This is a genomic window from Pantoea graminicola, from assembly GCF_048452665.1.
Taxonomy (GTDB): domain Bacteria; phylum Pseudomonadota; class Gammaproteobacteria; order Enterobacterales; family Enterobacteriaceae; genus Pantoea.
In genome coordinates, this window is the sequence record NZ_JBLWSJ010000006.1 from 20,137 (window position 1) to 42,495 (window position 22,359).

The window sequence follows — 22,359 nt, forward strand, 5'->3', positions numbered from 1 at the left end:
CATAAAACATCACATTCTTATAAGGAAGTCTGGCTATGCTCGCCACCCTGACCCGCCTGTTCCCGCTCTGGGCCGTGTTGTTATCCGCCGCGGCGTATTACTCGCCAGGCACCTTTCTCGGCATCGGCCCCTGGGTCACCTATCTGCTGATGCTGATTATGTTCGGTATGGGGGTGACCCTGAATATCGATGATTTTAAACGGGTATTGATCCGGCCTGCGCCGGTGATCGCCGGCACCTTTCTGCACTATCTGGTCATGCCGCTTGCGGCCTGGGGACTGGCAAAACTATTCCATATGCCGCCCGATCTGGCCGCCGGCATGATCCTGGTGGGCAGCGTGGCCAGCGGCACCGCCAGCAACGTGATGATCTATCTGGCGAAAGGGGATGTGGCGCTGTCGGTGACCATCTCCTCGGTTTCGGCGCTGGTGGGGGTGTTCGCTACGCCGCTGCTGACCCGCTTCTACGTGGATACTCACATTCAGGTGGATGTGGCGGGTATGCTGCTGAGCATCGTGAAGATCGTCGTGATTCCGATTACCCTGGGATTGATCATTCATCACAGCATGAACAGCGTGGTTCGCCGGGTAGAGCCGTGGCTGCCTGCGTTTTCGATGATCTGTATTCTGCTGATCATCAGCGCGGTCGTTGCGGGCAGTCAGGGTTTTATCGGATCGGTAGGCCTGATGGTGATCGCGGCGGTGATCCTGCATAACGCGATCGGCCTGCTGGGCGGCTACTGGGGCGGTAAGCTGTTTGGCTTCGATGAATCCACCTGCCGCACCCTGGCGCTGGAAGTGGGTATGCAGAACTCCGGTCTGGCGGCAACGCTGGGCAAGCTCTACTTCTCGCCGCTGGCCGCTCTGCCGGGCGCGCTGTTCTCGGTGTGGCACAACCTCTCTGGCTCACTGCTGGCGGGCTACTGGTCGGGAAAAGCGATTAAGAAAAAGGCACCCTGACGTCGCAGGATAGCGGGGCGATCCCGGTTGCGCCAGACTCCGGCGCAACCGGCGGTTCAGGCTGCTCGCGGCCTATTCATAATCACGTTCATCGTCGGGCTGCTCCAGCACGGTGTAGGCCACGCTGCAGAACAGGGAGTTAAGACGCTTCATGTCGCCGAGCAGACCGAGATGCAGCGAACTGGTTTCGATGCTCTGCACGTTCTGCTGATGCAGCCGATCGACGTGCGCGTGCGAGTAGCGGCGGATCATCAGGCGGAAGCGGTGTTTTGCGCGGCGCAGACGTCTGGCGCTGGTGACATCGTGCGACAGAAACACCGACAGACTCATTCTGAGGTTAGCGAGTAACTGCTCCAGTAACCCCTCCAGCTCTTTTAATCCCTCGGCAGAGAAGGCACGGCCTGCCGCCAGTGATTTATCGGCAACATCGCCACTCATCCGTTCGATGATGTCCCCGGCCTGCTCCAGGTTCAGTGACATCTCGATAATCTCTCCCCAGCGGCGCGAATCCTCTTCGGGCAGATCCTCTTTCGGCATCCGTGCCAGATAGAGTTTGATGGCGGTATAGAGCACATCCACATCATCATCCAGCCGCCGGACCGTGCGCTCCTCGCGGGATTCGCCGTGCACCACCTTGCTGAAAGCCTCCAGCATCTGCTCCAGCACATCTCCGATGCGCAGCGCCTCGCGGGCAGCGTTCACCAGGGCCAGTGCGGGCGTGTCCAGCGCGCTGCGATCGAGGTGTCTGGGTTTGAGATGCAGCGTGGTGTCGATATCGTCGGCGATCAGGCGACGACAGAGACGCGCCATCTGGTCAGTCAGGGGCACCATCGCCACACAGCGGATCAGGTTGTAAAACACATGGAAGAAGATCACTAACTCTTCATCGTTAACCGGCAGCTTATCGAGCCAGTGCGCCACAATATCGACAAACGGCAGGACCAGGATGCAGCCGATGAATTTAAACAGCAGACTGCCAAGCGCCACGCGTTTGCCCGCCGCATTGGATCCGCTGGCGTTGATCATCGCCAGCAGGCCGCTGCCCAGATTGGCACCGATGACCAGACAGAGCGCCACCTTAAACGAGATCACGCCGGTGGCGGTCAGCGTAGCGGTGATCAGCACGGCGGCCAGGCTGGAGTAGCTGATGATGGCGAAGACCGCACCCAGCAGCGCATCAAGCATCACGTCACCGGTCAGGCTGGAGAAGAGGACCTGAACACCGGAAGCCTGGGTTATCGGACGCGCCGCCGCGACGATCAGCTGCAGCGCCAGCAGGATCAGACCCAGTCCGATGCTGGCGCGGCCCAGCTGACCAGCGCGCGTCTGCTTGCGGCTGAGGAAAAAGACCACGCCAAAAAAGATAAACAGCGGTGAGAGCCAGGAGAGATCAAACGTCAGGATACGCGCCATGATCGCGGTGCCAACGTCGGCGCCCAGAATCACCACCAGCGCGGGCGTCAGGCTGACCAGATTCTGCGCCACAAAGGAGGTGACCAGTAAGGTAGTGGCATTGCTGCTCTGCACCAGCGTGGTCACGCCAATGCCCGCCAGAAAAGCCATGGGTTTTTTTTCGATGCTGCGGCTCAGGACCCGCCGCAGATCCGCGCCGTAGACCCGCATGATACCGGTTCGTACAATGTGGGTGCCCCAGACCAGCAGGGCTACGGCAGAGAGCAGATTAAGCAGAGTTAACACGGGGCATCGCTCCTCGTTCGTCAGGCGCAAAGCACAGACTGCCAGCCTGACGGGAAGCGCAATCTGCGAAGGGGGATTGCCGCGCTGTGCGTGATTTTTTCCTGTGTTTTAAGCCACCTGGCGCAAAGTCGACATCTCCAATTGTAGACCAATCTGACTGCCCGCGGGATGCAAATCGGCCGCCGAGCGGTTCAGCACATCCACCGAAAGTTCGACCCCGTTTGCCCGGATACGGTAGCGGATGACGTTGCCCAGCAGGCTGTGGCTGAGGATTTCAGCCGCTATTCCCTCGCCCGGTGCGGTAAACCGCATCGACTCAGGGCGGATGGCAACCTGACTGCTGAAAGGCTGGCCGGTCAGCCGCGTTGCCTCTCCGGCGCTCAGCAGGTTGTAGTTGCCGATAAACCCGGCGGCAAAAAGATCGACCGGCTGAGTGTAAAGCGCCTCCGCATCGCCGTTCTGCACGATTTTTCCGCGATTCATCAGCACGATGCGGTCGGAGAGCGTCAGCGCCTCCTCCTGATCGTGCGTGACGAAGAGGGTAGTCAGTTTCAGCTCGCGCTGAATACGCCGGATCTGATCGCGCAGGTGGCGTCGAATGCGCGCGTCCAGCGCCGACAGCGGCTCATCCAGCAGCAGCAGACGCGGGCGCGTCACCAGCGACCGCGCCAGCGCCACGCGCTGACACTGCCCGCCCGAAAGCTGATGCGGATAGCGGCGTGCATAGTCGCTGAGTTCTGCCAGCTCCAGCACCTCCATCACCCGCTGGCGGATCTGCGCCCCGGGCAGTTTCTGCATCTTCAGGCCGAACGCGACGTTCTTCTCCACCGTCATGTTAGGAAACAGCGCATAGCTCTGAAACACCATGCCGATCGCCCGCTTCTGCGGAGCCAGCGGCACGATATCTTTGCCCTCCAGCCGGATCTCGCCGCTGTCGACGCCGGTCAGGCCCGCCAGGCAGCGCAGCAGCGTCGATTTGCCGCAGCCGCTCGGGCCCAGCAGGGTAACAAATTCCCCTTCTGCGGCACTGAAATCGATCTGCTCAAAAATGGGTGTGGGACCATAGGACTTATTCAGCTCTCTGACTTCCAGATAACTCATATTCAGCCTCGCTCAGGATTCAGGGCGTTAGCCAGCCAGGTGACCAGCAGCACCACGACGAAATAGGAGATCACCAGCGCGCTGGTGAAGTGGCCGCTGCCGTTGCGCATGTTGAAGAGGTAAACCTGCAGGGTTTCATAGCGGTTGCCGACCAGAATATTGGCGAAGACAAACTCGCCGATCAGAAAGGAGAACGAGAGCAGTACGGCAATCAGCATCCCTTTGCGCAGATTGGGCAGCACGACCCACAGCGCCGCCTGCCAGGTGCTGGCCCCCAGCAGCTGTGCGGCATCGATCAGCTCTTTGAGGTTGATCGTCTGCATATTATTTGCCAGCGCCCGATAGATAAAGGGCAGCGCGATAGTGAAATAGCAGCCGATTAAGATCCAGGGTGTGCCGGTCAGCATCAGCGGGGAGGCGGAGTAAAGTTGCAGCAGTCCTACAGAGGAGACGACGGGGGGCACGGCGAAGGGCATCAGGATCAGCACATTCATCACCGCATCCAGCCGGGGATAATAGTAAGCGATCACAAACATGGCAGGCAGCATCAGCACCAGCGAGAAGAGCAGCGCGCCGAAACAGATCAGCAGAGAGTGCCCCAGCGCCGTCAGAAAGCGCGGGTCGCTCCAGAGCTGGATGAACCACTTCAGGCTATAGCCCTGCGGCAGAATGGTGTTGCTCCAGTCGGATGAGAGCGCATAGAGCAGCGTTGCCAGCAGCGGCAGCGCCAGCAGGGTAAAAAGCAGCCCGACCATGATGCGGTGATAGAGGTGTTCGGCGCGTGACATGGCGGCTCCTTTCATGGCTGCTTCGCATTGAGATAGCTGCGGCGCACCAGATATTGCTGCACCAGGGTGATCAGCGCCATGATCGCCACCAGCAGCATGGCCAGCGCGCTGCCGGTGTCAGGGTCCAGCGAAATATCGCCGGAGACCAGCGCGGCAATGCGCACCGGCACCACGTTAAAGTTGCCGGTGGTCAGGGCGTATATCGTGGCATAGGCGCCCAGCGCATTCGCCAGCAGGATGACAAACGTCCCGATCAGCGCCGGAAAGAGAATCGGCAGGCCGATGTGCCACCCGTAGCGCCAGCGGCTGGCACCCAGCAGCGCCGCCGATTCCTGCCACTCCTTCTTCAGTCCGTCGAACGCCGGATAGAGCAGCAGTACGCCAAGCGGGATCTGGAACCAGGTGTAAACCAGCACCATGCCGTTGCGCGAAAAGAGCCGGAAGCTCTCAATCACACCATAGTGGCGCAGCAGCAGCGTCAGGCAGCCGTTCAGCCCCAGCAGGATCACAAAGGCGAAGGCGAGTGGCACCCCGGCAAAGTTGCTGGTCATGTTGGCAAAGGAGAGCAGAAAACGCTGCAGCCGCCCGCCGCCGAGCTGATGCAGTGAATAGCCGGTCACCAGCGCAATCAGTAATCCATACAGGCTTGACCAGAACGAGATATCCAGCGAAAAGCGGAACGCCTGCTGATAGAAGGGCGAGGTCAGGATATCCCGATAGTTATCCCAGCCCCACTGGCTGTTCATCTCACTCCAGAAGCTGTTGATGGCGATCCACAGCAGCGGGGCCAGCTGAAAGGCGACCCAGAACAGGGTGAAAGGCAGCAGCAGCAATAGCGCGATCCCTTTGCCTTTCATCGTGGCCACTCCGCCAGCAGTCCGCGACAGACCGGCTTATCATGCGCGACCGCCAGCAGCTCGCACAGGGTGCCGCAGAGGTCGGTCTGCTGCGGCGCAAGGTCCGGCTGTAGCGAGAACGCGCGGCCAAAGACAAACAGCGGCACGGTGGTCTCCTCCGGCAGGATCCCGCCGTGGGAGCGGTCGTCGTTCATGCCGTGATCAGCCGTGACCATCACCTGATAGCCTTCCGCCAGCCACGAAGGCATCCACTGCGACAGCAGGCCGTCGGCGATGCGCGCCCGGTTGCGATACTGTGGCGAGCAGAGCCCCGACTTATGCCCGGCATCGTCGATGTTCATCGGGTGGATCAGCAGAAAATCGGGATCGTGACGCAGCCGCAGACTCTCTGCATCTTCAAACAGATGCGAGTCGGGATAGCTGTCGTCAGAGTAAAAATGGCCATACTGAATGGGCAGGTCCGGCGCGTCGGTGTGACGGTCGCGCGCCGGAACGAACGGGGTCCGGTTATAGAGCTCACTTACCCAGTGGTAGGCGGCCGCCGCCGTCGTCAGTCCGGCAGCCCGCGCAAAGTGAAATACGCTGCGTTCGCGACTCAACCGGCTGACGCCATTATGAATAATGCCGCTTCTGACCGGCGGAACACCAGTCAGAATGCACTCATAAAGCGGGCGCGACAGTGACGGCAGCTCACAGGTCATACGGTAATAGAAGCCGTTGCCCTGCGAACATTCGGCATGCAGATAACCCATTGCATGTTGCGCCACCTGATTGCTCAGGCCGTCCAGCACCACCAGGATCGTTTTCATTCCGTTCTCCCCGCCAGCGGCTACTGCTGCATGTTGATGATGACGTTTTCCTGCCACAGGCGCGGCAGCATTTTCGACGATTTATCCCATGCAGTCTGGTCCTTAACCGGACGGGCGTTTTTATATTCCGATTGCGGCAGCAGGCGAGCCTGAACGTCCGCCGGCAGCGTCAGATGCTCAGCACGGATCGGGCGGGCATAGCCCTTCGCCAGGTTGATCTGCCCCTGATCGGAGAAGATATATTCGCGGGTCAGTTTCGCGGCGTTTGGGTGTTTTGCATATTTGTTGATAAGGGTGGTGTAGCCGGAGGTCACTGAACCGTCAGAGGGGATCACCACTTCATAGCGATTTTTGTCGATCTGGTCACGGTAGTTCAGGGCGTTGAAGTCCCATACGACCGCCATCTGCACTTCACCCTTTTCGATGTTAGCGATCACCGGATCGGTCACGCCAAGACGTCCCTGTTTTGCCAGGTCCGCAAAGAAGGCCAGCGCCGGTTTCAGGTTCTTCTCATCGCCGCCCAGCGCGTAGTTTGCCGCCAGTACGCCGTTAGCCGCCTGAGCTGCCACGCCGACGTCGCCGATAGTAACCACATACTTACCTTTCTTCAGATCGGCCCAGCTGTGGGGAATATCTTTGACCTGCTGCTTGTCGATCAGAAAGGCAATGGTGCCGGTATAGGCCAGCGCCCAGTGTCCCTCTTTATCTTTGGCCCAGTCCGGGATCTGATCCCAGTGGGTGGGTTTGTAGGGCTGGGTCACGCCTTTAGCCACGGCAATGGGACCAAAGGCGGCACCGACGTCACCGATATCAGCACTGGCGTTCTCTTTCTCCGCCTCGAACTTGGCCAGCTCCTGAGCCGACGACATATCCGTGTCGCTGTGCTTCAGGCCATATTTGCTGCTGATGTCCTGCCAGGTCTCTTTCCAGTTGGCCCAGCTGTCCGGCATCCCGACGCTGTTGACCTGACCTTCACTGCGTGCGGCTTTTTCCAGCGCAGCAGGGTCGTTATCGGCGGCCTGCGCAACGGGCAGGGTAAGCACAACAGCACTGGCTACTACAGAGGCGATAAACGCTTTCATCTCAGTTGCTCCGGGTGTAAGTTGATGGGCCTGACTGGTCTAGTCCAGCAAGAACCGAGCCAATGTAGCCCCTGTATATGAACGATTTATGACAAGGCGGCGCGGGGCGGGGAATGGGGAGAGAAAGCGGCGGCCGGTCAGCCGGTCGATGGCATGTTTACCTGAACAGTAAGTGTGCGGGGTCGCACTAAAATGAGGCTACTGTTGTGGAGTCACCAGCACTCAAATCGGCGGACGCGATCGCCAGCGCCCTGCTGACGCGCATCCACTCTGGCGAGTTCAGCGGCGGACGGCTGCCCGCCGAGCGTGCCCTGAGCGAGGCGTTCAGCACTACCCGCATCACTCTGCGGGAAGCACTGGGCAAGCTGGAAGCGCAGGGGGTGATCTACCGGGAACTGCGGCGCGGCTGGTTTATTGCACCGCCGCGGCTGATCTATAACCCGCTGCATCACAGCCATTTTCATGCCATGGCGCTCGCGCAGGGACGGCAGGCGACCACCGAAGTGATCGCCGCTGAAGAGGTCGCGGCGCACGAGAGCGTGGCGACCGCGTTGCAGCTGACGCCGGGTTCGGCGGTTTACTGCATCCGCCGCCTGCGGCGTATCGATGGACGCGCGGTGCTCTATGTCGAACACTACCTCAATCCCCGTTTTTTCCCGGATTTGCTCGGCGAAGACCTGACGCGTTCACTGACCGATCTCTACGACCAGCGTTACGGCATCCGTTACGGCGGGGCGCGCTTCACCATCCTGCCCGGTCCGTTACCGGAGATCGCCGCACCGACGCTGAATGTGGCATCCGGCAGTCCCGGACTGCTGATCACCCGCATCAATCGCAACCAGCATCGGGAAGTGATTGACTGCGACTGCGAATACTGGCGTTACGATGCGCTCTGCGTGGATGTGGAAGCCTGAGTCAATATTGTGATTTGCGTCACACTCGCGCATGATAGCGCGCGCTGATAACCTCTTTTTTAAGGCGCAACATGAGTGACAAAAATCCGTTTGCCCGCCACCTTGCCACGCTGCTGCAGTGGGTGCTGAATCTGGGCCTGCTGAGTCTGGCGATTATCCTTATCGTCTTCCTGGGCAAAGAGACGATCCACCTGGCAAACGTGCTGTTTAATACCGGCGAGCAGGCCTCTTCCTACCTGCTGATTGAGGGAATCGTCATCTATTTCCTCTATTTCGAGTTTATTGCGCTGATTGTGAAGTACTTTCAGTCAGGCTATCACTTTCCGCTGCGCTACTTTGTCTATATCGGCATCACGGCCATTATCCGGCTGATCATCGTCGACCATAAAAATCCCTTCGATACGCTCTGCTACTCGGCCGCGATACTGATTCTGGTAATCACGCTGTGGCTGGCAAACAGTAACCGGCTGAAACGCGAGTAATCTCTCTGCCGTCTGACACGACGGCAGGTGTTCGCATCGCCGCTCTGCGCTAAACTACCGACCTGAAAATTACCGGGAGTGGTGCTATGTCGCAAGACGCGCTCAGCTTATTACGTGCGCTCAACTGGCTTTCGCCGTCGCAGGCTGCCCCTGCGCCATCTTTGCTCGACTGGCTGATGGAGGAGGATTCGATGACGCGCCGTTTTGAACAGCATTGTCAGCGGGTCACGGTTCAGCCGCTGCGAGAAGGCTTTATCAACGCCAGCGAACTGGCTGAGGAGAGGGCGCTGTTGCCAGATGATGAACGCTTCTGGCTGCGTGAAGTGCTGCTGTTCGGCGACGATCAGCCCTGGCTGGCGGGCCGCACGCTGGTGCCGGAAAGCACCCTCAACGGGCCGGAGGCGATGCTGCAACAGCTCGGCACCCGTCCTCTGGGCCGCTATCTTTTCTCCTCATCGACGCTGACCCGCGATTTTATAGAGCCGGGGCAGGTGGAGGGATTGTGGGGGCGGCGTTCGCGCCTGCGTCTCTCCGGCAAACCGCTGTTGCTGACTGAACTATTTTTACCCGCATCGCCATTCTATCGCGATCGGGACTGAGGGCTCTGTAGTGCAAAATAGTATGACCATGAAATGGCGGGCTTACGCCCGCCTGATGCGTATCGACAAACCGATCGGGACGCTGCTGCTGATGTGGCCAACGCTCTGGGCGTTGTGGCTGGCGGATATGGCCGTGCCGCCGCTGCCGGTGCTGGCGGTTTTTGTCGCCGGTGTGTTCGTAATGCGTGCGGCCGGTTGCGTGATCAACGACTATGCCGACCGTAAGGTGGATGGGCACGTTGAGCGCACAAAGCATCGGCCTCTGGCCAGCGGGGCGGTGAGCGCCAGAGAGGCGAAGCTGCTGTTTGTCATCCTGGCGCTGGTGGCTTTTGCGCTGGTGCTGACCATGAACCTGATGACAATTCTGCTCTCCGTCGTCGGGCTGGCGCTGGCCTGGGTTTACCCCTTTATGAAGCGTTATACCCATCTGCCGCAGGTGGTGCTGGGTGCTGCCTTTGGCTGGGCAATTCCCATGGCGTGGTCAGCAGTTAGTGAGTCCTTACCTCTCGTCTGCTGGCTGGTGTTTATCGCCAATATCTGCTGGACGGTCGCCTATGATACGCAGTATGCGATGGTGGACAGGGATGACGATCTGAAGATTGGCGTGAAGTCGACCGCGATTCTGTTTGGCCGTTTTGACAAGCTGATCATCGGTCTGCTGCAGCTGGCGACCCTGGTGCTGATGGTGCTGGTGGGGATGATGCTGCATCTGAATGGTGCCTTCTACTGGACGCTGCTGCTGGCGGCGGCGCTGTTTGTTTATCAGCAGAAGCTGATCGCCGGGCGCGAACGGCAGCCCTGTTTTCAGGCGTTCCTGAATAATAACTATGTCGGGATGGTGCTGTTCCTTGGCGTGCTGATGAATACGCCGCCGTTCAGCCAGCTATTCTGACAGCGTTCCGGGCATAAAAGGCCGGTTCATTGCTGCCGTGCGCCTTCCGGGCTGAATTTCAGGCATAAAAAAGGCGACCTCATGAGGTCGCCTTTTTATCTGCAGGCAGATGTCAGTCGTGCGCCACGGCGGTTTCAATCGTCAGGCGAACGTCATTGGTCACCAGGTCTGCCAGAATGTGCCAGGTGGCCTGGGTCTGCGCGACATCGGCATCGCCGCGATCACTGATATACCCTTCGTCGCGCAGCGTCAGTACCAGCGAGGTGAAGACGGCTTTGTCGAAGAACTCCGGTGCGTTGATGCCGTGCAGTACCGACAGTCGCTGTGCCAGCGTCCGGCTCTCTTTTTCCAGCGTGCCACGGTTAATCGTTGGCTTGGCACTGAGAATGGAGAAGGTAATAGCGTAACGCTGCAGCGTTTCACGCACCCCGGCGGCCAGCAGTTGCAGCGTGCGGTAGCGCGCCGCAGTGAAGCGCAGCTCACCGGCTTCGCGCGTGATCAGGCCCTGACGCGCCAGCTCCTGACACAGGTCAGCCAGCAGTTGCGGCAGTTCATCGTTCTGCCAGCGCAGGAACAGCTCACTCTTCAGCATCGGGTAGATCAGGCTCACCTGACGCAGCAGTTCGGCTTCGCTCAGCGTCTGATGCTGCTGAACAATGGCGGCAATCAGCGACGGCATCACCAGCATGTGATGAATGTTGTTGCGATAGTAGGTCATCAGCACCGCCTGCTCGCGCGGCAGAATGATGATGTCACCGATACTGTCCTTTTCACTCTCAAACTTGTTCATGCCCATGGCGTGATCCAGCAGTGCTTCCGCTGAGAGATCGGGCACCGTCGCGTTGGGTGAGTAAGGCACATTGCGCAGAAGCTGGGTGTAGCACGCCAGCTGCTCAATCAGCTGTTCGCGCGTTAGTGAGCGCTGACGTGACGCCAGCAGGGCGGTGACACAGAGGTTCATGGCATTGGCTGCGCCCGCTTCATTGATCCGCACCATCAGGCTGGCAGCGATATCGTTGACGGTCGGCGTTAACCAGCTCGGACGCTGCGGCTCGATCGGATCGATGTCGTCGCGCCATTCCGGCACGCGCTTGTTGAGATAGTTAACCAGCGGCATCGGCTCGCCAAAGTTAACGTAGCCCTGGCCGAGATTACGCAGCTTGCGTAAGCCCCGTACCATCTGCATGAAGCCCTCTTTCTCTTTCGCCGCGCCGCGCAGCTCTTTGGCGTAAGTCCCCACTTCCATCACATGCTCATAGCCGATGTAGATCGGCACCAGCGTGATCGGGCGATTTCCGCCGCGCAGCATCGCCTGTAGCGTCATTGCCAGGGTGCCGGTTTTCGGGTCCAGCAGGCGACCGGTGCGTGAACGGCCCCCTTCGACAAAGTACTCAACCGAATAGCCACGGGTAAACAGCTCGCCGAGGTATTCGCGGAACACCGTGGCATAGAGCTTATTACCCTTAAAGGTACGACGGATAAAGAACGCGCCCAGACGACGGAAAATCGGGCCAGCCGGCCAGAAGTTGAGGTTGATACCGGCTGCGATATGCGGCGGCACCAGACCCTGATGGTAGAGCACATAGGAGAGCAGCAGATAATCCATGTGGCTGCGATGGCAGGGCACATAGACGATCTCATGGCCATCCTGCGCCAGCTGACGCACTTTTTCGCCGCCGTTGACGTTGATGCCCTGATAGAGACGGCTCCAGAGCCAGCCCATGACACGGTCAGTGACACGAATTGCTTCATAGGAGAAGTTGGCCGCAATCTCTTCCATCATCTCGATGGCATTCTGCTGCGCTTTCTCGTGGGAGATCTTTTTGCTGCGTGCTTCATCTTCTACCGCTTTTTCAATCGCTTTGGATTGCAGCAGACGATTAAAGAGATCCTGACGCGCCGGTAAACGCGGGCCAATCGCGGCCAGCCGCTGACGGGCAAAATGAATACGGGCCACGCGGGCCAGCTTCTGGGCGATCGACTTGTCCGTTCCGTGTTCGGTTGCCATACGGCGCAGCGAAACGGTCGGCGAGAAGCGGACAAAACTGTCGCGTCCGTGCCAGATGACGGCAAAGAATTTCTGTACCCCGTTCAGGACCCGCAGATGGGGCGTTGGCTCGCCCTGAACTTCACGTCCCGGTGCGCGGCCAAACATCACGGTGACTGGCAGCATCTGAATATCCAGCGTGGGATTGTTTCGATGCAGATCGAGGTAGTCGTGAAAGATTTTCACGGATTCGACGCTGGGCACAAAATAGGGGAAAACGCGCGGACCATCGTGAATAAAGACGTGACGCGGCAGCAGCGCGCCGTCAATCTCCAGCGGAGAGAGCGGATCGGGCAGATGATGCCGCAGACACTGGGCGCGCAAAGTCAGTAAGTCGGCCTTCGAATCGTAAGGCAAAACATACATAATAGGCCGGGTCGGATCCAGACCATGTTCTGACACGGGATCGGCCGGAATGGCCTTACTTTTTACCAAAAACGACAGTGGTAAGTTAAGCAGTTTGTAATAGAGTTTACGCCAACCTGACATAGACAACATGAAGCCTCTTGTTAGCAAAGCGCCGCAAGCATACCAGAAAGTGCAGCGAAGATCTGTGGTGGTGCGAATTGCACGCAGCCCAGACATTGACGTCAATACGATGAAAGGGTTCCCCCATCATGGCAAATAACGCCACCGGACTTATCAGAATAGTTAAAGCCGCAGGTTACTCATGGCAGGGGCTGCGTGCCGCCTGGCAGCATGAAGCGGCATTTCGCCAGGAGGCGCTGGCCGCGCTGGTTGCCATTATTATCGCCTGCTGGCTGGATGTGGATGTAGTCTCACGTATCCTCATGATTGGGTCCGTGGTGCTGGTGGTCATTGTCGAAATCCTTAACAGTGCCATTGAAGCGGTAGTCGATCGCATCGGTCAGGAGCATCATCCGCTGGCTGGTCGGGCAAAAGATATGGGATCGGCCGCGGTGCTGATCAGCATTCTACTGGCTCTGTTTGTCTGGATTGCGCTGCTCTGGACACATTTGCGATAAGCGTTCCATATCGCGTCGGAAGCCGCGTTTTGCGGGACAATCGGTTTCCATTTCACCAATACCTGTATATACTCACAGCGACTGTATAAACAACCAGGGGGCGGGATGAAAGCATTAACCAGCAGGCAGCAGCAGGTCTATGACCTGATTCGCGACCATATTACTTCAACGGGCATGCCGCCTACGCGTGCCGAGATTGCCGCGCAGCTGGGATTCCGTTCGCCGAATGCGGCAGAAGAGCATCTGAAAGCGCTGGCGCGTAAAGGCGTCATCGAGATCGTGTCCGGTGCTTCGCGCGGCATCCGTCTGTTGATGGAAGAAGAAGCCTCAGAAGGCTTACCGCTGATTGGCCGGGTTGCTGCCGGTGAACCGATCATGGCGCAGGAACATATCGAAACCCACTACAAGGTGGATCCGGGCCTGTTTAAGCCGTCGGCTGACTTCCTGCTGCGCGTCAGCGGAATGTCGATGAAAGATATCGGGATTATGGATGGCGATCTGCTCGCGGTGCATAAGACCCAGGATGTGCGTAATGGTCAGGTCGTCGTGGCGCGCATCGATGATGAAGTCACGGTGAAGCGCTGGAAAAAGCAGGGCGCTATCGTGCATCTGCTGCCTGAAAACAGTGAATTTGACCCGATTGTGGTTGATACCCGTGCGCAGTCGCTGACTATTGAAGGTCTGGCCGTGGGCGTGGTTCGCAACGGCGAATGGCTCTGATTTTTCTGCCCGCGTGCATTCGCCCGCTCTGATGCTATTCTGTCTGCCCTAATTTTGTCGCTGCCCTGTCTGCGCAGCGACACTGAGCACGGAACGGCGAATGCGCTTTATCACGGCAACCGATAAAAATCTCTGGCGGCTTGCGCTGCCGATGATCCTTTCAAATATCACCGTGCCCCTGCTGGGCGTGGTCGATACCGCAGTTATTGGTCATCTCGACAGCCCTGTCTATCTTGGCGGGGTCGCGGTCGGGACCACCGTCACCAGTTTCCTCTTTATGCTGCTGCTTTTTTTGCGGATGAGTACCACCGGTCTCACGGCGCAGGCGCTGGGTGCGGGCGACAAAACGGCGCTGGCGCGGGCGCTGGTCCAGCCGCTGATCATTGCGCTGCTGGCCGGTGTGCTGTTTATCGTCTTACGCTATCCGATTATTCAGCTGGCAACGCAGCTGATCGGTGGCAGTCCCGAGGTCCTGGCGCAGGCTGCGCGGTTTATCCAAATCCGCTGGCTCAGCGCACCTGCCACGCTGGCAAATCTGGTGATCCTGGGCTGGCTGCTGGGCGTACAGTATGCGCGTGCGCCGGTGATCCTGCTGGTGGTGGGAAATCTGGTGAATATCGTGCTCGATCTCTGGCTGGTCATGGGTCTGCACTGGGGTGTCGCGGGGGCGGCCACCGCCACGGCGCTGGCTGAGTACATCACGCTGGGCGTTGGCAGCATCATGGTCTGGCGGGTGCTGAAACTGCACGGCATCACGCCAGCCCTGCTGAAACAGAGCTGGCGCGGTGACAGTGCCCGGCTGCTGCGCCTCAACCGGGATATCATGCTGCGATCCCTGATGCTGCAGCTCTGTTTCGCCTCGCTGACCGTACTGGGCGCACGGCTCGGCCCCGATGTGGTCGCTGTTAACGCCGTCTTACTGATGTTCATTACCTTCACCGCCTACGCACTCGATGGCTTCGCCTATGCGGTAGAGGCATTTGCGGGAGAGGCGCATGGCGCTAAAGATGGCCGTAAACTGCTGCGTGTCTGGCACTCCGCCTGTCGTCAGGCGGTGGCCGTCGCGCTGTTCTTCTCGCTGGTCTATGCGATCGCCGGTCCGCAGATCGTGACGCTGTTGACCTCGCTGACGTCGTTGCAACAGACCGCCGATCGCTACCTGGTCTGGCAGGTCATCATGCCGCTGGCGGGCGTCTGGTGTTACCTGCTGGATGGCATGTTTATCGGTGCCACACGCGGTCGCGAGATGCGTAACAGCATGGTAATGGCCGCCGCAGGCTACTTCCTGACGCTGCTGAGCGTTCCGCTGCTGGGTAATCATGGACTTTGGCTGGCGGTAACCGTTTTTCTGGCGCTGCGTGGCCTGACGCTCTGGCTCATCTGGCGCAGGCACTGGCGTCAGAACAGCTGGTTTGAAGCCTGATTCAGCCAGGCTGGCAGAAGGGTACAGATTATTCTGTATTATTCTTCATTCTTGAATATGGCGACTACAATTAACTCTATACGGCGCTGTTAAGCAGCGATTTGTATCGAAGTTATGGCGAGTAGCCAGATAATTAAACCCCGAGGATTGGAGATCTGCCATGAATAAAGACGAAGCGAGCGGCAACTGGAAGCAGTTCAAAGGCAAGATGAAAGAGAAATGGGGCAAGCTGACCGACGACGATATGCAGGTGATCGAAGGCAAACGCGACCAGCTGGTGGGCAAAATTCAGGAGCGTTACGGCTATGCGAAAGATGAAGCAGAGCGCGAAGTAACAGACTGGGAAACCCACAACAAAGATCATCGCTGGTAATCGAGCCCCTGTTCCGGTGAGCCTTCACCGGAACCGCTTTCAGGCGTTACAGCCTATCCCCGTTTTCCCCGTTTTTTTCCCTCCTCCTGATGATCATGTTCGCAGCTATCATGATGCGTACAGGCCGCCACTTCCGCACAGTTTTCACATAACCCATGCGCCTCGATCACGCTATGGCGCAGAGCAAACTGCGCTTCGCCCGCCAGCGTCGCAATTATGGTCTCCACGCCCTGCGCCTGTTTTTCCGAGACGGCAGCACAGCGATCGCAGACCAGCATCACCGAGGTATGCGCCGGGGCTTCAAAATGGTGACACATAACATAGCTATTGTTGGACTCCACCCGATGGATGAAGCCCTGCTCCAGCAGGAAATCGAGCGCCCGATAGACCGTGGGCGGTTTGGCCTGAGGTTCACTGACCCGCAACTGGTCCAGCAGATCGTAGGCGCTGATAGAGCCAGGCTGTTCGGCCATCAGGCGCAGCACTTCAGCGCGCTGCGACGTCAGACGCACACCGCGTTGCAGGCACATTTTTTCGGCCTGGGTCAAAATTTGCTGCGACGTCATGGTTGTCATGAAAATTCTCCGCTGGATGAGTGATGTTATTTTATCACAATTGGCGGCGGGGTGCTGAAGTGGCTTCTGGCTTAAAAAAACAGCATTAATTGCCTGTTAAAACAGCATATTCAGCGTTTCAGCCCGCTTTTTTAACCTTAGTGAGGACAAATCAGATCCATTCCGAATCGACCGTCAGAGGATTTCAGGGGCATTTTGCTTTGCATCTCACGGAGTTAAGAAGTAATGTTCAGAAAGACTTAAGCAACGGCTGGTATTTTTGGTAATTCCCCGGCTCGGTCTGAACAATCACAACAAATTTTTGGTTGGAAAACGTCCAATCACTTGAATTAAGGCACTGTTTCCTTTGAATTCACAGCAACGACGCGTTAGCCAGCATTCACAATACGGCTAACAAATTATTCAGTCATTGAATGTGTTAATGACAATTTCAGGTGATGGCAGGCAAATGGTGAAAAAATCCGCTCAACGTCCGGCGCTGAAGTACTCCGCTGCGGCGACCGCGCTTTTCCTTTCTTCTTCCGCCATGGCGGCAGGGACCTGGTACGATGCACGTAATGACGCCATGGGTGGCACCGGCGTCGCTTCTTCTCTCTATGGATCTGCGGTGCTGGCAAACCCGGCATTGATGACGCGTGCTAAAACCGACGATAACGTCAGCATTATTTTTCCGTCAGCCGGTGTTCAGGTCACTGACAAAGATGACCTGATTAACAAGGTCGATGATATTACCGCGACCGTGGATCGTTATCGCTCAGTGCTGGGTAACTTTACGCCGGCAGACTATTTCCGTGGCTATCCTGAACTGCGTGCTGCCTCTGGTGATGTGGCCAACAGGCTGAGCGATTTGCGCGGTGATAAAGCCAATGGCTCGGCGGGTGTTGCCGTCGCCGTGACGGTGCCGAATGAGACGCTGCCTTTCGCGTTTATCACCAAAGCCTACGGTACGGCGCACGTTCGCGCTAATGTCGAGCAGGGTGATATCGACTATCTGCGCGGCGTGGCTAACGGCACGATACTGCCGCGTCAGGGCGACCAGAACAACCTTCGCTCCAGCGCCAATGGTTTAGCGGCCCTCGTCACCGATTATGGTGTGGCGGTCGCGCATGAGTTCACCATCGCCGGTCAGCCGGTGTCGGTGGGCGTTACGCCGAAAGTGCAGAAAACCTGGCTCTATAACTACACCGCCAGCATCTATAACTACGACAAGAACGACATCAACAACAGCCAGTATCGCAGCACGGATACCGGGTTTAACGTCGATGCCGGTCTGGCGACGACCTTTGCGGAGAACTGGACGCTGGGCGTCACCGGTCAGAACCTGGTGTCGCGCGATCTGCAGACCCGCGAGGTCAACGGTTATCGCGACAACTATCAGATTCGCCCGCTGGTCACTACCGGCCTGGCCTGGGATAAGGGGCCGTTTACCGTGACGGGCGATGTGGATCTGACGGAGACGAAACGCTTTAAAAGCCAGGGCAGCAGCCAGTATGCGGCTGTGGGTGCGGAGTACCGCGTTCTCGACTGGCTGCAGCTGCGTGCCGGTTATCGTGCGGATATGCGGTCCAACGATGAGAATGTCGCTACCGCCGGTTTTGGTCTCTCGCCGTTTAACAAAGCCGTCCATCTGGATCTGGCCGGATCGGTGGGCGCGAACAACACCTGGGGCGCAATGGTACAGCTGGGCTTCAACTTCTAAGCGCGTTATTCAGGCGGTCCGGGGCGGGGCGATGCACTATCGCCCCGCCTTGTGTTATCCTTGCACAGAATTCCATCACCTTAATTACCGGATTGCCTGTACTTCATGCCTGAATTTTCTTCGCAACGCTTCTCTGTCGCGCCGATGCTCGACTGGACCGATCGCCACTGTCGCTATTTCCATCGTCAGCTGACGGCTGATACGCTGCTCTACACCGAAATGGTGACCACCGGCGCCATCATTCATGGCAAAGGGGATTACCTGGCTTACAGCGAGGCCGAACATCCGGTTGCGTTGCAGCTGGGCGGCAGCGATCCGGCGGCGCTGGCGCACTGTGCGAAGCTGGCAGAACAGCGCGGCTACGATGAAGTGAACCTGAATGTCGGTTGTCCCTCTGATCGGGTACAGAATGGCCGTTTCGGTGCCTGTCTGATGGCCGAGGCAAATCTGGTCGCCGATGCGGTCAAAGCAATGCGCGACGTAGTATCGATTCCGGTCACCGTCAAAACCCGCATTGGTATTGATGAGCTGGACAGTTATGCGTTCCTGACCGATTTCATCGGCACGGTCGCGGGGCGCGGCGAGTGCGACACCTTTATTATTCATGCGCGTAAAGCCTGGCTCTCCGGTCTCAGCCCCAAAGAGAACCGCGAGATCCCGCCGCTGGATTATCCGCGCGTCTGGCAGCTGAAACGCGATTTCCCGCATCTGACCATCGCCCTGAATGGCGGCGTGAAAACGCTGGAAGAGGCGCAGAACCATCTGCAGCACCTCGACGGCGTAATGATGGGCCGCGAAGCCTATCAGAACCCCGGTATTCTGGCGCAGGTCGATCGGACCTTATTTGGTCGTCAGCAGCCGGCGGTAAATCCGGTTGAGGTGGTGCGTGCCATGTACCCTTATATTGAAGCGGAGCTGGCGAAGGGCACCTATCTCGGCCACATTACGCGCCATATGCTGGGCCTGTTCCAGGGCATTCCGGGCGCGCGCCAGTGGCGTCGCCATCTGAGCGAAAATGCCCATAAGCCGGGCGCGGACGTGCGTGTGCTGGATGCGGCGCTGTCGCTGGTCGCTGATAAAATCCCGCAGGAAGCCTGATTTTCTTTTTTAACGTTAAAAACCAGCCGTGAGGCTGGTTTTTTTTACGCCATAATCTGGTTTTTCTCACCAGGTCACAGGCACGAACCGGCCGTTTAATGTTGTAAAAACAGCAGGTTATCTGTTGGCACGCTTTTTGTAATATCTATAACAATGAATATCAAAAAGGAGTGCTGACGTGGAAATTTTATTCGTATTGGGTTTTTTCCTGATGCTGTTGCTGACCGGCGTTTCGCTGGTGGGCGTGCTGGCGGCACTGGGGGTAGCGACCATCGTAATGTTTGTCGGTGGACTGCTCGCACTTGTTATTAAAGTGTTACCGTGGCTGGTGCTGGCGGTGATAGCCGTCTGGCTGCATCGGACTTTTTTTGGCGACAGCGATGCACGAGCGCGTCGCAACCTGCGGCGCAAGATCAACAGGTTAGACCGAAAAAGCTGGCGCTAAATGCGGTAAAGATCACAGAGTGAAAGATTGATTAGCGCGGATCTGCAATTAAACATATTTTTTACTTATGTTTTCTGGCAGGATGCTGTCGTCAGTTCGATGTGCCATCGACCCGACACGAATTCATCGCCGCTGTCCCTACACCAGCGCGAACTAAAAAGAAAAAAAGAAGAGGGCTTCCTGCGGGAAGCCCTTTTTGTTGCTGACGCTTACGGAATTAACAGGCAGGAGCCCTGCGTGGCACGGCTCTCCAGCATCTGATGCGCCCTGCTGGCCTCTTTAAGCGCAAACTTCTGCTGCGCGGGAACGTCCACCTGAATCGCGCCGCTGGCCAGCAGCGAGAACAGCTCGGCGCTGGCGGTTTCCAGCTCCTGACGGTTGGTGATGTAGCCAAACAGCGAAGGACGGGTCACAAACAGCGATCCTTTCTTATTCAGGATGCCAAGATCAATGCCGGTCACGGGCCCGGAGGCGTTACCAAAGCTGACCAGCAGGCCATGACGACGCAGCGAGTCCAGCGACGCTTCCCATGTATCTTTACCGACGGAGTCATAGACCACCGCCACTTTTTTTCCCTCTGTCAGTTCGCTGACGCGCTGCGCAATGTCCTCTTCGCGGTAGTTAATGGTCGCCCAGGCACCGGCCTGTTTCGCCAGTGCGGCTTTCTCCGCAGAACCTACCGTGCCGATCAGGTGCGCGCCCAGTGCTTTGGCCCACTGGCAGGCGATCAGTCCGACGCCGCCTGCCGCAGCGTGAAACAGAAAGGTTTCTCCGGCGCTGATTTTATGGGTCTGGCGCAGCAGATATTGCGTGGTCAGCCCTTTCAGATAGCTGGCTGCGCCCTGTTCAAAGCTGATCGCCTCCGGGAGATGCATCAGGCGATCTTCTGCCACATTGTGTACTTCGCTGTAGGCGCCCAGGGATGCCAGGCAGTAGACCACGCGGTCGCCGGGCTTAAACAGCGTAACGCCCCGGCCGACCCGGGAAACCACGCCCGCGGCTTCCGTCCCCAGGCCAGAAGGAAAGGCGGCCACCGGATAGAGGCCGCTGCGCACATAGGTATCGATGTAGTTGATGCCGATAGCGCGATGCTCTACCTGAACTTCCTGTTCCGCAGGCTCAGCAGGTTCAAAATCTGTCCACTCTAAAACGTCCGGTCCGCCGTGCGCACTGAACTGAATACGCTTTGCCATTCTGACTCCTGTGATTGTTTCATCATGAGGGTGAGGCACGCCCCTCAACTAAGGTATACTTGCGCGTCCCCACAGAAGATCGGTAATGCATTCACTATGGCAGGAAATAAACCCACCAACAAATCGAACGAAACGCAGGATCGCCAGCTCGCAGGCGTGAAAATGCCCCCGCATTCGCTGGAAGCGGAGCAGTCTGTGCTGGGTGGGTTGATGCTGGATAACGAGCGCTGGGATAACGTCTCTGAGCGCGTCGTCGCGAATGATTTTTTCAACCGTTCGCATCGGCTGATTTTTTCAGAGATGCAGCGGCTGCTGGAAAACAGCAAACCCATTGACCTGATTACACTCTCTGAATCGCTGGAAACCCGTGGCGAACTGGAGATGGCGGGCGGCTTCGCCTATCTGGCTGAACTGGCTAAAAATACGCCGAGCGCAGCCAACATTGGCGCCTATGCCGATATCGTGCGCGAACGTGCGGTGGTGCGCGAGATGATCTCCGTTGCCAATCAGATCGCCGATGCCGGTTACGATCCACAGGGACGCAACAGTGAGGAGCTGCTCGACTTTGCGGAGTCGAACGTCTTTAAGATTGCGGAAGCGCGCGCAGATAAAGACGCGGGCCCGAAAAATATCGAGCAGATTCTGGAATCGACCGTTACCCGAATCGAATCGCTTTATCAGACGCCGCACGACGGCGTCACCGGTGTCGATACGGGTTATCAGGATCTGAATAAAAAGACGGCGGGCCTGCAGGGTTCTGACCTGATTATTATCGCTGCCCGTCCGTCGATGGGCAAAACCACCTTTGCGATGAACCTGTGCGAAAACGCCGCCATGCTGCAGGATAAGCCGGTGCTGATCTTCAGCCTGGAGATGCCCAGCGAACAGATCATGATGCGTATGCTGGCGTCACTCTCCCGCGTCGATCAGACCCGCATCCGAACCGGCCAGCTCGATGACGAGGACTGGGCACGTATCTCCGGCACCATGGGCATCCTGCTGGAGAAGAAGAATATGTACATCGACGACTCTTCCGGCCTGACGCCTACCGAAGTGCGCTCCCGTGCCCGGCGCATCTACCGTGAAAACGGCGGTTTAAGCCTGATCATGATCGACTACCTGCAGCTGATGCGCGTGCCTTCGCTGTCGGACAACCGAACGCTGGAAATTGCGGAGATCTCCCGCTCGCTGAAGGCGCTGGCGAAAGAGCTGAACGTGCCGGTTGTGGCGCTGTCGCAGCTTAACCGCTCCCTTGAGCAGCGAGCCGACAAGCGTCCGGTCAACTCGGATCTGCGTGAATCGGGCTCGATCGAACAGGATGCGGATTTGATCATGTTTATCTATCGCGATGAGGTTTATCACGAAAACAGCGATCTTAAAGGGATCGCCGAGATTATCCTGGGTAAACAGCGTAACGGCCCGATCGGCACGGTGCGGCTGACCTTTAACGGCCAGTGGTCGCGCTTTGATAACTATGCAGGCCCGCAGTACGACGACGAATAATCTCCGCACCGGGCTGTCATGCACGATCTGTGCATGACAGCTCCCATCATCAGAAAATAGTGTTGGACAACCTCTCGGGTTATCGGGTTATCTGTAACAAAGCGACGACCATTACG

Annotated in this window: 22 protein-coding genes; 13 read left to right on the forward strand and 9 right to left on the reverse strand. The window is 57.9% G+C overall.

The features are described 5' to 3' along the window. The first annotated feature begins 35 nt into the window (after nt 1-35). Nucleotides 36-959, forward strand: coding sequence for a ketopantoate/pantoate/pantothenate transporter PanS (panS, locus tag ACNY69_RS14775; protein ID WP_111141929.1), 924 nt, complete (start codon nt 36-38; stop codon nt 957-959). A 72-nt stretch (nt 960-1,031) separates the two neighbouring features. Here panS and ACNY69_RS14780 read toward each other — a convergent pair whose 3' ends face one another. The 6 genes from ACNY69_RS14780 to ACNY69_RS14805 form a co-directional block, all read right to left on the reverse strand. Further along, a complete protein-coding gene (locus tag ACNY69_RS14780) occupies nt 1,032-2,657 on the reverse strand; it encodes a Na/Pi cotransporter family protein (protein ID WP_111141931.1) in 1,626 nt (541 codons plus the stop codon). A gap of 108 nt (nt 2,658-2,765) precedes the next feature. Further along, the gene (locus ACNY69_RS14785) at nt 2,766-3,758 is read right to left on the reverse strand and encodes an ABC transporter ATP-binding protein (protein ID WP_111141933.1); all 993 of its coding nucleotides are present in this window, start codon (nt 3,756-3,758) and stop codon (nt 2,766-2,768) included. 2 nt (nt 3,759-3,760) lie between these two features. Then, nucleotides 3,761-4,546 carry an ABC transporter permease gene (locus tag ACNY69_RS14790; RefSeq protein WP_111141935.1) on the reverse strand — a complete coding sequence of 262 codons (786 nt, stop codon included), beginning with the start codon at nt 4,544-4,546 and terminating at the stop codon, nt 3,761-3,763. 11 nt (nt 4,547-4,557) lie between these two features. After that, entirely contained in the window at nt 4,558-5,403 is an 846-nt protein-coding gene (locus ACNY69_RS14795) for an ABC transporter permease (protein WP_418799017.1), read from the reverse strand. Beyond that, entirely contained in the window at nt 5,400-6,212 is an 813-nt protein-coding gene (locus ACNY69_RS14800; protein ID WP_111141939.1) for an alkaline phosphatase family protein, read from the reverse strand. The genes ACNY69_RS14795 and ACNY69_RS14800 overlap by 4 nt, the downstream gene beginning before the upstream one ends. Before the next feature lie 20 nt (nt 6,213-6,232). Then, nucleotides 6,233-7,294 (reverse strand): ABC transporter substrate-binding protein, encoded by a 1,062-nt coding sequence (locus ACNY69_RS14805; protein ID WP_111141941.1) that lies wholly within the window; start codon nt 7,292-7,294, stop codon nt 6,233-6,235. A gap of 206 nt (nt 7,295-7,500) precedes the next feature. Between ACNY69_RS14805 and ACNY69_RS14810 the strand changes: the two genes are divergently transcribed. The 4 genes from ACNY69_RS14810 to ubiA all read left to right on the forward strand — a co-directional run bounded on the left by ACNY69_RS14810 (nt 7,501) and on the right by ubiA (nt 10,181). Then, a complete protein-coding gene (locus tag ACNY69_RS14810) occupies nt 7,501-8,208 on the forward strand; it encodes a UTRA domain-containing protein (protein WP_111141943.1) in 708 nt (235 codons plus the stop codon). A gap of 71 nt (nt 8,209-8,279) precedes the next feature. Further along, nucleotides 8,280-8,690: a phosphate-starvation-inducible protein PsiE gene (gene psiE / locus ACNY69_RS14815; RefSeq protein WP_111141944.1), complete on the forward strand. Its 411-nt coding sequence runs from the start codon at nt 8,280-8,282 to the stop codon at nt 8,688-8,690. 86 nt (nt 8,691-8,776) lie between these two features. Continuing rightward, nucleotides 8,777-9,289: a chorismate lyase gene (ubiC, locus tag ACNY69_RS14820; protein WP_111141945.1), complete on the forward strand. Its 513-nt coding sequence runs from the start codon at nt 8,777-8,779 to the stop codon at nt 9,287-9,289. Nucleotides 9,290-9,299: 10 nt separating this feature from the next. After that, a complete protein-coding gene (ubiA, locus tag ACNY69_RS14825; protein ID WP_418799021.1) occupies nt 9,300-10,181 on the forward strand; it encodes a 4-hydroxybenzoate octaprenyltransferase in 882 nt (293 codons plus the stop codon). A gap of 112 nt (nt 10,182-10,293) precedes the next feature. On the opposite strand, the gene plsB is transcribed toward ubiA, so the two are convergent. Beyond that, entirely contained in the window at nt 10,294-12,717 is a 2,424-nt protein-coding gene (gene plsB / locus ACNY69_RS14830; RefSeq protein ID WP_418799132.1) for a glycerol-3-phosphate 1-O-acyltransferase PlsB, read from the reverse strand. Nucleotides 12,718-12,845: 128 nt separating this feature from the next. On the opposite strand from plsB, the gene ACNY69_RS14835 reads away from it, so the two are divergent. From ACNY69_RS14835 to ACNY69_RS14850, 4 genes are all read left to right on the forward strand, one after another. Then, nucleotides 12,846-13,214, forward strand: a complete 369-nt coding sequence (locus tag ACNY69_RS14835) for a diacylglycerol kinase (RefSeq protein ID WP_013359773.1) — start codon at nt 12,846-12,848, stop codon at nt 13,212-13,214. Between the two features lie 105 nt (nt 13,215-13,319). Then, on the forward strand, nt 13,320-13,934 hold the full coding sequence (gene lexA / locus ACNY69_RS14840; RefSeq protein WP_111140194.1) for a transcriptional repressor LexA: 615 nt from the start codon (nt 13,320-13,322) through the stop codon (nt 13,932-13,934). A 100-nt stretch (nt 13,935-14,034) separates the two neighbouring features. After that, the gene (dinF, locus tag ACNY69_RS14845) at nt 14,035-15,357 is read left to right on the forward strand and encodes an MATE family efflux transporter DinF (protein ID WP_111140195.1); all 1,323 of its coding nucleotides are present in this window, start codon (nt 14,035-14,037) and stop codon (nt 15,355-15,357) included. Nucleotides 15,358-15,517: 160 nt separating this feature from the next. Next, nucleotides 15,518-15,730, forward strand: coding sequence for a CsbD family protein (locus tag ACNY69_RS14850; protein WP_111140196.1), 213 nt, complete (start codon nt 15,518-15,520; stop codon nt 15,728-15,730). 53 nt (nt 15,731-15,783) lie between these two features. On the opposite strand, the gene zur is transcribed toward ACNY69_RS14850, so the two are convergent. Continuing rightward, a complete protein-coding gene (gene zur, locus ACNY69_RS14855) occupies nt 15,784-16,305 on the reverse strand; it encodes a zinc uptake transcriptional repressor Zur (protein WP_111140197.1) in 522 nt (173 codons plus the stop codon). 448 nt (nt 16,306-16,753) lie between these two features. Between zur and ACNY69_RS14860 the strand changes: the two genes are divergently transcribed. The 3 genes from ACNY69_RS14860 (at nt 16,754) to pspG (ending at nt 19,547) form a co-directional block, all read left to right on the forward strand. Then, nucleotides 16,754-18,004 (forward strand): conjugal transfer protein TraF, encoded by a 1,251-nt coding sequence (locus ACNY69_RS14860; RefSeq protein ID WP_418799024.1) that lies wholly within the window; start codon nt 16,754-16,756, stop codon nt 18,002-18,004. 105 nt (nt 18,005-18,109) lie between these two features. Next, complete coding sequence (dusA, locus tag ACNY69_RS14865; protein WP_111140199.1) at nt 18,110-19,102, forward strand: tRNA dihydrouridine(20/20a) synthase DusA; 993 nt, start codon at nt 18,110-18,112, stop codon at nt 19,100-19,102. A 178-nt stretch (nt 19,103-19,280) separates the two neighbouring features. Further along, nucleotides 19,281-19,547: an envelope stress response protein PspG gene (gene pspG, locus ACNY69_RS14870; RefSeq protein ID WP_111140200.1), complete on the forward strand. Its 267-nt coding sequence runs from the start codon at nt 19,281-19,283 to the stop codon at nt 19,545-19,547. A 209-nt stretch (nt 19,548-19,756) separates the two neighbouring features. Here the strand turns inward: pspG and ACNY69_RS14875 are convergent, their stop codons facing one another. Further along, on the reverse strand, nt 19,757-20,740 hold the full coding sequence (locus ACNY69_RS14875) for a quinone oxidoreductase (RefSeq protein WP_111140201.1): 984 nt from the start codon (nt 20,738-20,740) through the stop codon (nt 19,757-19,759). Nucleotides 20,741-20,836: 96 nt separating this feature from the next. Here ACNY69_RS14875 and dnaB point away from each other — a divergent pair, with 96 nt between their 5' ends. Next, the gene (gene dnaB / locus ACNY69_RS14880; RefSeq protein ID WP_111140202.1) at nt 20,837-22,243 is read left to right on the forward strand and encodes a replicative DNA helicase; all 1,407 of its coding nucleotides are present in this window, start codon (nt 20,837-20,839) and stop codon (nt 22,241-22,243) included. Nucleotides 22,244-22,359: the final 116 nt, after the last annotated feature.